The 10964-nt window shown below is 50.3% G+C and carries 8 protein-coding genes; all 8 read right to left on the bottom strand.

The genetic code is table 11. The features are described from left to right. Positions 1 to 141 precede the first annotated feature (141 nt). The 8 genes from A7K91_RS15220 to pyrF all read right to left on the bottom strand — a co-directional run bounded on the left by A7K91_RS15220 (position 142) and on the right by pyrF (position 10905). Positions 142 to 1743 (bottom strand): ABC transporter substrate-binding protein, encoded by a 1602-nt coding sequence (locus tag A7K91_RS15220; RefSeq protein ID WP_068684166.1) that lies wholly within the window; start codon positions 1741 to 1743, stop codon positions 142 to 144. Continuing rightward, positions 1730 to 2629: an ABC transporter ATP-binding protein gene (locus A7K91_RS15225; RefSeq protein WP_068684168.1), complete on the bottom strand. Its 900-nt coding sequence runs from the start codon at positions 2627 to 2629 to the stop codon at positions 1730 to 1732. The genes A7K91_RS15220 and A7K91_RS15225 overlap by 14 nt, the downstream gene beginning before the upstream one ends. A gap of 6 nt (positions 2630 to 2635) precedes the next feature. Beyond that, entirely contained in the window at positions 2636 to 5545 is a 2910-nt protein-coding gene (locus A7K91_RS15230; RefSeq protein ID WP_068684170.1) for an ABC transporter permease, read from the bottom strand. 3 nt (positions 5546 to 5548) lie between these two features. Next, a complete protein-coding gene (locus tag A7K91_RS15235; protein ID WP_068684172.1) occupies positions 5549 to 6616 on the bottom strand; it encodes an efflux RND transporter periplasmic adaptor subunit in 1068 nt (355 codons plus the stop codon). After that, the gene (locus tag A7K91_RS15240) at positions 6582 to 7376 is read right to left on the bottom strand and encodes an ABC transporter ATP-binding protein (protein WP_082967477.1); all 795 of its coding nucleotides are present in this window, start codon (positions 7374 to 7376) and stop codon (positions 6582 to 6584) included. The genes A7K91_RS15235 and A7K91_RS15240 overlap by 35 nt, the downstream gene beginning before the upstream one ends. A 262-nt stretch (positions 7377 to 7638) precedes the next feature. After that, positions 7639 to 9369, bottom strand: coding sequence for a methyl-accepting chemotaxis protein (locus tag A7K91_RS15245; RefSeq protein ID WP_082967478.1), 1731 nt, complete (start codon positions 9367 to 9369; stop codon positions 7639 to 7641). 160 nt (positions 9370 to 9529) lie between these two features. Beyond that, a complete protein-coding gene (gene pyrE, locus A7K91_RS15250; protein ID WP_068684176.1) occupies positions 9530 to 10177 on the bottom strand; it encodes an orotate phosphoribosyltransferase in 648 nt (215 codons plus the stop codon). After that, a complete protein-coding gene (gene pyrF / locus A7K91_RS15255) occupies positions 10174 to 10905 on the bottom strand; it encodes an orotidine-5'-phosphate decarboxylase (RefSeq protein ID WP_068684496.1) in 732 nt (243 codons plus the stop codon). Before pyrF ends, pyrE begins: the two co-directional genes overlap by 4 nt. Positions 10906 to 10964 lie beyond the last annotated feature (59 nt).

Genomic DNA, 10964 nt, shown 5'->3' on the forward strand with positions numbered 1-10964 from the left:
GCTAAATTCAAGCATGAAATTGTTCGTTAAACGTTACAAGGCCATCCTCACTGTGTTAGGAAACGCAGTGAAGATGGCCTTGTGCATCATCATGTTATTATGCATCCAGATGTTTAAAAGGGATATTATTTCGTAAGCCTCTTATTCAGTGGTTGCTTGTTCTGTTGTTTCTTCTGTTGCTTCTGTAGCAGGCTCCGCTTCCGCTTCGCCAGAGGCCGCTTCCAGCGCCTTCCGTTTGGCTTCTTCATCGTCAGAGAAACGCGCTACGCCTCCGCCTTCGCCAGACTCGCTCTGGCCTTGCAGGATGGCGTTGCCCCTTGTTTCCCATTCGGCCATTGCCTCAGCAACCGTTTTGGAGCCGTCCCTGATGTTTTCAAACAATTGGTAGCCGATATTCGATACTTCCCAAATGTTTGGCTTTTCGCTATAGATATTATCCATATTGGTAGTTGCGGGCGGGAGCGGCGTCAGCAGCGTAAACGCGTCAATATTATAGCTCATTCCGCCCACCGGCAGAAGGAACTCCTTACGCGCCACCAGCTCGTAGTTGCTTCTGGATTTCAGCTTTGCCCATTCCTTGCTGTTTGAGAATTTGATAAACTCCCAGGCATCAGCAGCGTTTTGGGCCTTGGCATTGATGCCCATCAGCTGGCTTAATCCAATATTTCCTCCGGCACTCGGGTTGTTAGGGCTTGTAGGAACCGTTACAATATCCCAATCCACCATTTCAAAATTACTGATGCTTGCAGCATTATCCGAAAACTTCTTTAATTCATTCACATAGGTGGAATCGCTAACCATCATGGCAACCTTGCCTTGCACAAACAAATCACCGTAGAAGGGGTCGCTTCCGCCTTCATTGCTAATTTTTTCATACATTTGATTCATAAACTCTTGATTCGGTACAATTTTTTCATCGTACAATGAAACGATTTGCTCGGTTGCTTTAATCCATTGCTCGCTGTTAACCATCATGTTTTCAGCTTTGTCGTCCCACATTTTCAGTTGAAGCGCATTTGCATAATTTTGCACATCACTGTAAGGATCCGATGACCAGCGGTTCAGCATAAATCCGAAGGTGCGATCTTCACCTTCGCCGTTTGCCACCTGACGCGCTTTAGCAAAAACCTCGCTCCACTCCATCTTGTCTGTAGGCGGTTCGACACCAAGATCGGCAAATATCTTTTTATTGTAATACAATGCCGAAGAAGTAAAGGATGGCGTCAAAGCAAACACTTGATTGTCGCCAAGCGCTTTGATGCCGTCAATAACGGTAGGCACATAGTCGGACAAATCAAATTTATCTTTGGCAATAAGCGGGTCCAACGGTTGAAGTAAATTATCCTGCGTAAATTTGCGCAGCATGCTGTAGTCGATAACGACGAGGTCAACCGGATTTTGGCCGGTCATCATTTCTTTCATTTTTTCGTAAGGGTCAGGCTGCTTGGCCGGCTCATCCGGGCTTGTAGACTGGAATCGCTGGTCTTCATAATTAATGGCCCCTACAATTTCAAACTTGATGTTGGGATGATTGTATTCATAAATGTCGGTATATTGCTGGCGAAAATAAGGCTCGCTGTCCGAGCCGCCGTACAAAACGCCAATGCGCAAAACGCGGTTTTCAGCATCCGAGGGGGTATTGCTCCCGCTGCAAGCAGCGAGAGTGCCCGTAACCATCGTTAGGGCCATACCTGTTTTTACCCATTTTGACAAGCCCGTTTTGATCATATTATTTGGCTTCATGATCGTTTCCCCCTAGAGATTTTGGCGACGAGATAATAATTTTTTCCCCGTCGAATTCCATGGATGCTTTATCTTTGATGCCTAAGGATGTCAGGTACTCTTTCGGAATTTGAAGGCGCCCTACACGATCGACAACGACATAAGCTTCATGGACCGTTCCCAGCTTTCCGCCTTGGAAAGGCAGCTCTCCGCCTTCCGTAATATTGGGGTTGCGTTTAATAAACTCCGTGCTTGTCAATCCATCCCGTATAGCCACTACCCGGTCTACCTTGCCCGCCAGCGTCATGTCATGCGTAACGATAACAATCGTTACACCGAGCTCCTGATTCAGCTTGCGGAAAATGCCCATAATCATATCCGATGTCGCGGTATCGACGGAGCCTGTCGGTTCGTCAGCAAGCAGTAGCTTGGGACGATTGCACAGCGAGATGGCGATGGCTACACGCTGCTGCTCGCCGCCTGAAAGCTGATGCAGCTTGTTGTTCATACGGTGGCCCAGACCAACCCATTCCAGCAGCTGCTTGGCGTATGGACGATCCATCTTGCCGGAAAGCATCATCGGCATTTCTACATTTTCCAAGGCGGTCAGGTAAGGCAGCAGGTTGCGGGCATTATTCTGCCAAATAAAACCGACGGTATCTCTTTTATATTTCACAAGATCCTCTTCGGAAATTTTGAGCAAATCCCACTGGCCGACTCTCACCTGTCCCGCAGAAGGGCGGTCAAGACCGCCCAGCGTATTCAGAAGAGTCGATTTGCCGCTGCCGCTGTTGCCGATAATCGCCATCAGCTCGCCGGCTTCTACTGTCAAATTCAAGCCTTGGAGGGCAACAACCTCAAGATCATCTGTTTTGTAAATTTTAACAAGACCTTCGCAATGAATCATCTGACGTTAACTCTCCTCTCCCATTTTGACCGCTTGATGCACTCGAAGACTGCGAATGCGCAGGAAGAGCAGCAGCGCCCCGATAATCATCATAAAGCCAACAACGATAAACAGCTGGTTTGTATCGCTGGCCTCAAATACGACCCGGAATGGCGGAACGGTCTCCGCCACATTATCGGCGGTTTGCAGGAATGGAAGGAAAACCAGACTGACCCCTTTGCCAATCAAAACGCCGAGGCCAATTGCAAGGCCTGCTGTAAACACTTGCTCCAGCAGCAGCATGCCGGTTAATTGCCTGCGGGAGAGTCCCATGGCGCGCAATACGCCGAACTGAACCGAACGCCCCGACAGGTTGAAGAACCAATAAAGAATATAACCAGCCAGCGTAATGACAACCGACACCAGGAAGCCTAAGCTCAATATGCCGAATACTCCGCCTCTCGTTGGATGTTTCGCTTGGGTGACCAACTCGCTTCCAACATCCTTGACGGACACCAGCTCAATGTTTTGCTTCTGAAGCTCTTCTACAACCGAAGCTACCGATGCATCAGGCTTCATTTTGAGCCACACTTCATAAGGAATCATCGGAAGCTGATCAAAAATATAATCCAGATTGGCGATAACAAACGGCGATTTGTCCGGGTATTGGGTAGGCCAATATGGCAAGATGCCTACAACCGAAAATTCAAGCATACCATCCGTAAAGCCAACCGAAATGGTATCTCCCAGCTTGAGCTGGTATTTCTCCGCAACACTTGTCGGAATAATCGCGGCATGCTCATAGAGCCCCAGATTAGCCAAATAATGAAACGGATGAACAGGGTACAAATCATCGCGGAACCATGCGACCTTGGAAAAATCCGTATTATCGATGCCAAGAATACTCCCCTGACCAATCGACTTGCCGGAAATAACAACATTTCCTTTAGTCTTCAGCACGCGCGCGGCGGCTTCTACGCCGTCAAGCTGGCGATAGATTTCAAACGGCGGCTCGTTATACAGGATTTTGGTTGGTGTGGGGGCTTGATTGCCTCCGCCGCCTGGATTTCCGCCGCCTCCATTGCCTCCTCCGCCGTTGCCCCCGCCTTGGTTGCCTCCTCCGCTGTTCCCCCCGCCTTGGTTGCCTCCTCCGGAAGGTCTCGTCGCTTCGGGAGTACCGTCCCATGCGCTCTGAATAATGACATCCGAGCCATATTTGTACAAGGTTCGCTCCGTGGAGTTCAGATCAATGGTCCTTGCTGCCGATGCGTTATAGACACCAAGACCCAGCGTAAGCACAAGCAAAATCATGAGCGGATAATACCCTTTGGATGAGCGCGACAGCTGAGTCAGCGTCAAATAAAGCGGTACCGGCAGAAACTTCCTGCCGAGCCAGTTAAACAGGCTCAACAGCCATGGGAACACCCGCAGGAAAAATAATCCTAGCGAAAAGATAGCAAGCGCCGGCACAAAAAATAGAAACGGCTGAACATTAAGCTGATCGGTGGTCATGCCGGTTTGAAACGTCAGCATTTGCCGTTCGTTGAACATATACCATCCATAAGCGGACGCCAGCAGGAGCAGCACATCAAGGAACCAGCGCTGCCAAACCGGCTTCCGGTCAGAACGGGCAAGCTCCTGCTTGTAGCTGACTATGGATGAGCGGGCGTAAATAACCGCCGGAATGACCGTTGCCAGAATCGCCAGCAGCACCGCCGCGCCGCCTGCGATCATCGCTTCTGTCGAAAAGCCGACCGGAATCGATTTCCGGTTGACGAAGGAGAGAAAGCCGTTTGCAGAACCGATGCTTTTGGCCATAAACCAGCCCATAAACGGTCCCGTTGCCAGCGCAATCGCCCCCAGCAGCAAACCCTCCAGCAAATAAATCCATATAATTTGCCGAGTGCCTGCGCCCCGGCTTCGCAATACGGCAATATCGCTTCTTTGCTTGTCAAGCGACTGCCTTGCATTCATTGCAATAAAGAAAAAGACCATTGCAATCATCGGTGCAGCCAATGTAAACAACATGGTTTGCAGCTGCAGGCTTTGTCTTTTGAACTCCGTCAAAGTAGATGCAAAGGAAATTTCCACTCGTGTATCTTTAAGAATCTGATACAGCTCGACATCCAGACGATTAAGCGTCCGTCCAAGCGGAGAAAGCTGGCTGGTCTGCACCTCGGACAAATCAAAGGCGTAATACCAGCTTCCGTTGTGAAGCGGAATTTTGAACTTTTCTAGCAGCAGCTTCTGGAAGGTATCGCCGCTCACCAGCAGCGTGCTCAGCTGGCCTTCCAGACCCTGATACCAATAGGAATCTGTAGCATCCAGCGGGTTATAAGCTCCTACAATCTTGACCCGCAGCGTCAGATTCAATCCGCCGTATACAGGGTATTCAAAAATATCGCCGATATGGACGTCGTTGCGGAACATGGCCTCCTCCAGCATGACGGCTTCAATCAATTCACCGTTGCCAGGCGTGTCTGAAAACCATTTACCCTGCACGATTTCGGTATGATCGACAAGTCCTGACATCGTTGCCAGTGCGAGCTGGCGGCTGCGGCCGGCATCCACCTTGGTGGGATCCTCCGGCGACAAATCCGCGCTGCGGATAGAGTATAGATTGAGATAGGTGTCATAAGAAAAGCCAATCTCGTCAGGCACCTTTTCTTTAATATAGCCCTCCAGAGAAGATAGCGCGGCCAGATCGGTCGCCTGCCCCGGCGTTGACTGGTAGCGCACAAGCAAGGAGCCAGCAGGCAGTCCTGTGCTTTTTTCTTGCAGCGACTGCGCCACAACCCGCTTCAGCGCGCCGTCCGCATACATCGGAATGCTGGTCGCAAACGCTACAGCCATAATGAGACCCGCCAGCGTACTAAGGGTTAGCCAGCGAGTATTCCACATTTTGCGGAATAGGAATCGGAACAGCGGAATACCCATGGCTTATCGACCTACGACTTTCTGTCCAGGCTTTAGCCCCTGCAATATTTCGACGTCGACTGCTGTTTGCTGGCCAACCTCAACGTCAACCTCTCGCTTGCCGTCTTCATCTACAACCTGCACGTACGTTCTGGAGCCGATGCTGCGCAATGCGGATGGCGGAATTACGATTGCATCTTTGGTTCGCTTCGTAATGACTTTAATGGAAATAGGAGTACCCCGATTCAAGCCTGCAGGCAGATCTTTGACATCAATTAACATAAAATCTTCGGGACGCTCCAGCTTGTTTTCCCCGTCACTTCCGCCGCCGTTATTGTTGTTTTCTTCGCTTTTGACCGGCAGCGTCTTGACTTTACCTACAAAATTGCCGACATTGCTGATGCTGACGAGGGCTTCCATACCCGGCGCTACCTTTTCAAGCTCGTTTTTTGTCAGCTTTGAGGCAGGAGTAATAAGCGCGGTATCGGCTACGATGGCAATCGGAGCATACTTTTTGATTACATCGCCTTTTTTTGCGGTTACCGATACGATGGTGCCGGAGAATGGAGCATACAAAACCGCCTTGTTGATCTCCTCCTCCAAATCGGCCAGCTTTTGCCGCTTTTCTTCAAAAGCAATTTGTTTCGTTTCAAAGTCCAGCGGGTCCATCTCATCGCGTTCGCGAAGCGTCTGCTTCATTTCGTTTTCTTGAGCCTTGAAGGAAATTCGCTCCAGACGAAGCGATTTTTTCAGCTCCTCGACATCCAGCTCGGCGATAACATCGCCCGCCTGAACCTTATCGCCAACCTTGATATAAAGCTCCTTCAGGTTTTTCCCGTCAAGGGTAAAATGCATCGTCTCCTCTTCCAGGGAGATCAGCTTGCCGATCAAAGAAATTTCAGTATTAAGATCTTTGGTTTTGACCTCGTATTCCGGCTTTTTGGAAATTTGCGCCGGAACGATTTCCGGCAGCACCTCCTCTTCCTTTTCATCGGGAAGCAAGGCACATCCGCTGGTAAAGGCCAGCGAAGCGCTTAGAGCAATAATCATTGAGCGTTTAAATAAACTTTCCGTCCACCATTTCATAGACATGGTCGGCAACCTCCAAAATCGTAGGATCATGTGTAGTCATACAAATAGAAACGTGTTCAGTAGCAATAATATTTTGAAAGACCGCCATAATTTGAGCGGACATTCCTGTATCCAGCTCAGCGGTTGGCTCATCCGCCAGCAGCAATAAAGGCCTATGGGCAATCGCCTTGGCGATCGCAACCCGCTGCTGCTCGCCCCCGGACATCTCGAAGGGACGGTGATGCATCCGTTTGCCCAGGCCTACCAGCTCCAGACATTCAACCACTCTGCTTTTCCATTCCGAACGCGGCTTTCCCGCCATGCGGAGAGAAAGCTCAACATTTTCATACGCGGACAACAACGGCATCAGGGCAAATGCCTGGAAAATAAAGCCCATATCCTTGCGCCTCACCAGCGTGCGCTGGTCGTCATTCATTTTGCTGAAGGGCTTATCCCTGAACAGAATTTCGCCTTTGCTTGGCGTATCCAGTCCGCCCAGACAATTAAGCAGCGTCGTTTTGCCGGAGCCGGAGCGGCCCTTAAGCATGACAAGCTGCTTCTGCTTTACTTCCATTTGAATGCCTTTTAGCACATGCAGGGCATTGCCGCCTACCTGGAAAATACGCTCTACCTGGTTGACGACCAAAAGCTTGCCTTGATTGTGCGAAGCGGCTTTCTGAACGGCTTCCCTTGTCTCAACCGCTTGCTCACCGTCCAGACTGACGTCTTCTTCGCCGGTTTGCGGAGCGGCTTCTGTCTCCATTCCTTGAGAAATGGCCATTGATCTCCTCACTCCCCTCTTTGGAGCTTTAAGAGGTTGTTCAAAGCAAACCTTTTGAACACGCACCTTCATACACTCCAAAATCTCTGTATGTATTCATAATTCTAATCTACCATCTTAGACGATGCTCATGTAGAAAAAGTTACAAATTCCCTCAATCATTTCATCATTTTTTGAAAAAAAATCCCTTTTGCGGAGTCATGCGGCATAAACGCATGTCTTCCAGCGCAAAAGGGACGGTTTGTTTGCCTTGTGATTATCGTTACACCTTTACCTTAAACTTGGCGGTTGAACCATTCAACTCGGTTACGATTTCATCCAGTCTGAGCGCCGCTGCATTGATGTTGTCCATCAGAGCAAGCTGTTCCTCTGTCGCAGCCGCTACCGTCTCTGCTTTTTGCAGATTTTGAGAAGCGGTGTGCGCAGTTTGATCCATGGACGCGCTTACTTGCTCCGAGCTTGCGGACATTTGCTGGGCGATTGCGGAATTTTCCTGAAGCTGCTCTGCCATCCCGGCAATTGCGGATGCGATAACGTCAAGATTATGCACCACATCCCTTACCCGCTCTCCTCCGATGGCAACCTCACGCTGGCTTTCTCCCATATAGCGGGATGCTTGGCCAATTTCGTCTCTCGTCAGACCTATCAGCTCGTTGATTCCTTCCGCGGACTCCATCGAATTTGCAGCCAGCTTGCGAATTTCGCCCGCTACAACTGCAAAACCACGTCCTTGTTCACCGGCCCTTGCCGCCTCAATTGAAGCATTAAGCGACAAAATATTTGTTTGACTCGCAAACGCGGTAATATTTTCAACAATTTCCCCGATTTGGCGCGAACGATTTTCCAGGGAACCGATGATGCCGGACAACGTGCCGATCGTGGCGCTGATTCCGTTCATCTGCTCCACCAGCCGTTCCAATGCTTGCTGTCCTTCCTGGCTTTGAATGGACGTTGTAACGGAATGATCCGCCAAGACGGAGGTATTGGTTGCAATCCGGCTAATGCCAACGGCCATCTCCTCCATCGCCCGCGACGCCTCGTCCGCGCCCCTCGCTTGCGTCTCCGAGCCGCTTGCAACCTCCTGCACATTGGCAGCGACATGCTGTGCTGCAGTTGAAGATTCGGATGCAGCGGACAACAGCATGGACGAGGATTGCGACACCTCGCGCGTGCCGCTTACAATTCCGGCAATTAACGCATTCATGCTTTGAATCATTTGATCCACCGATCTTGAGATTTGCCCGATTTCATCCGTTCCGTATTTGAGCTCGGCGGACGCTGTCAAGTCGCCTGCTCCAACCTGCGCCGTTTTGCGCACAACGGAGCGGATCGTCCTCGCAATTTGCCTGACAATAACAGCTATTATAGCGCTTAGCGTCAGCGTAACCAGAGCAATGGCTGTATACAATAGAAGCTGGGACGACTCCATGCTTTCCTTGATTTCATCCATACGCTGCTCCATATATGCATCTATAATTCCGTCAATCTCGTCTACACCGCTCCGGCCAGTTAAAAAATCCTGCTGAAAGCTATCGCTTACATCAAGCTTGCCACCCGCCTCCACTGCTTGGACAGCTCGTTCGCTCCATCTTGGAAAATGAACATGAAATTGCTCAAAAATAGAGCCTGCCGTTTTTCCTGAACCGGGATAGGTTAAATCCAGCAAATTCGCATCCTCCATAACCAGCTTTGCTTTTTCGATATTATCGATTGCCTGGTCCCGGTTCAGCACCAAATCATTTTTCGCCCGCTCTCTGTCCGCTTGTTCCAGTTGGCCTGATGCAAGCTCCAAATAAGCGGAATACGACTGATACATATCCCGGTCTCCATTTAAAACAAATGAATTAACCTGAGTAGCTATGTTGTAGATATCCCTGGCCATAGTGTTGTACATATCGCGCTGCTGGCCCAGCAGAACGATACTGGATACAGCGTAGCAAAATATTGGAATCGCACCGATCAGAATAAGCTTCATGCGTAGTGATAATTTCATTATGGACCACCCTCTCGCTCTAGTTGCTTGCAAACTTTATATCGGCATTTTTACTTCTTTTCAATATCTCATTTCAGATAAAAATTAAAATGCCTTTGTACCGTCAGAAGCGGCACAAAGGCATCCTGTTTCTTATGCATTTATTTCGTCAATTATTTCATTAACGGCCGTATTGATCGGGGTTTTCCTTCCAGCCATTCAGCTTGTCCAAATCCCCTGACGAAACAATGCCGCGCTGGTGGGCTGTTTCGATCAAGGCCGTATAATTGCTTAACGTTTCAAGCGTAAAGCCGTCGTCCGCAAAGGCTTGAGCTGCTGCCGGGAACTGATAAGTAAAGATGGCCAGTACGGCTACAACCTCTGCTCCAGCCTCGCGAACGGCTTGCGCCGCCTTAAGCGAGCTGCCTCCGGTGGAAATCAAGTCCTCGATAACAACCACCTTTTGGCCGGGCAAAATTTGGCCCTCAATCTGATTTTTCTTTCCATGTCCCTTTGCTTTGTCGCGAATGTACGCCATAGGCAAATTCAGCTTTTGCGATACAAACGCTGCATGAGGGATGCCCGCCGTCGACGTGCCGGCGATCACCTCTGTGTCGGGGAATCGCTCAGAGATGATGGATGCAAAGCCTTCAGCGATTAAATCCCGAATGTCGGGAAAAGACATCGTCAGCCGGTTATCGCAATAAATCGGCGACTTCAGCCCTGACGTCCAGGTGAACGGTTCGCCGGGGCTTAAAGCGACCGCGCCAATGTCCAGCAGCTTGCCTGCGATTGCTGCCGGCAGCTCCGATAACGTTATTTTACTCATACGGATATCAACTCCTCAATGATGGACTGTATGGCTTCCCTTGGGCTAGGCGCAGCCGTTATGGGCCGGCCGATTACCATATAATCTGTGCCTTGGGCAATGGCCTGCGAAGGAGTCATGATGCGAGTCTGATCATTCAAGGCAGCGCCCGCCGGACGAATGCCGGGAGTTACCGTTGCAAAAGCTGCGCCGCATGCTTCTTTTACGGAAACGACCTCGGCAGGTGAAGAAACGACGCCGTCCAGCCCTGAGGCTTTGGCCAGCTTTGCGTATGCAATGACGGAATCCTCCACGCTGCCGGTTATGCCGATTTCATGATTCAGCACCTCACGGCTTGTGCTGGTCAATTGAGTAACGGCAATCACCTGGGGGCGTTTGGCTCCAGCCGTCAACGCCTGATCAACACCCTCGAGACAAGCCTCCATCATCGCGGACCCGCCGGCTGCGTGAACGTTGAACATATCTGCGCCAAGCGATGTGATGCTATGGGCGCCGCCTTTTACCGTATTGGGAATATCATGCATTTTGACATCCAGAAAAACGTAATAGCCGCGAGTTTTGAGGCTTTCCACAAAGGCTGGTCCTGCAGCGTAAAAGAGCTGCATGCCCACCTTCATGTAGCACGGAATGCCCCGCAGCTCCTCCAGCAAACGTTCGGCCTCTCCGGCATTGCTGTAATCCAGCGCAACCATAATGCGCTTTGCCGCTTCTTCCTTTGTCAGACTCATTTCTTTTCCCCTTCCCAGACCAAGAGCAACCCCCTTGAAAACGCCGTTCGCCAAGTCCG

This window comes from Paenibacillus oryzae (genome assembly GCF_001675045.1).
Taxonomy (GTDB): Bacteria; Bacillota; Bacilli; order Paenibacillales; family Paenibacillaceae; genus Pristimantibacillus; species Pristimantibacillus oryzae.

Bases quoted from the DNA above. Each gene is read 5' to 3' on its own strand.
- A7K91_RS15220 (WP_068684166.1), bottom strand. From the start codon at position 1,743: ATGAAGCCAAATAATATGATCAAAACGGGCTTGTCAAAATGGGTAAAA.
- A7K91_RS15225 (WP_068684168.1), bottom strand. From the start codon at position 2,629: ATGATTCATTGCGAAGGTCTTGTTAAAATTTACAAAACAGATGATCTT.
- A7K91_RS15230 (WP_068684170.1), bottom strand. From the start codon at position 5,545: ATGGGTATTCCGCTGTTCCGATTCCTATTCCGCAAAATGTGGAATACT.
- A7K91_RS15235 (WP_068684172.1), bottom strand. From the start codon at position 6,616: ATGTCTATGAAATGGTGGACGGAAAGTTTATTTAAACGCTCAATGATT.
- A7K91_RS15240 (WP_082967477.1), bottom strand. From the start codon at position 7,376: ATGGCCATTTCTCAAGGAATGGAGACAGAAGCCGCTCCGCAAACCGGC.
- A7K91_RS15245 (WP_082967478.1), bottom strand. From the start codon at position 9,369: ATGAAATTATCACTACGCATGAAGCTTATTCTGATCGGTGCGATTCCA.
- pyrE (WP_068684176.1), bottom strand. From the start codon at position 10,177: ATGAGTAAAATAACGTTATCGGAGCTGCCGGCAGCAATCGCAGGCAAG.
- pyrF (WP_068684496.1), bottom strand. From the start codon at position 10,905: ATGAGTCTGACAAAGGAAGAAGCGGCAAAGCGCATTATGGTTGCGCTG.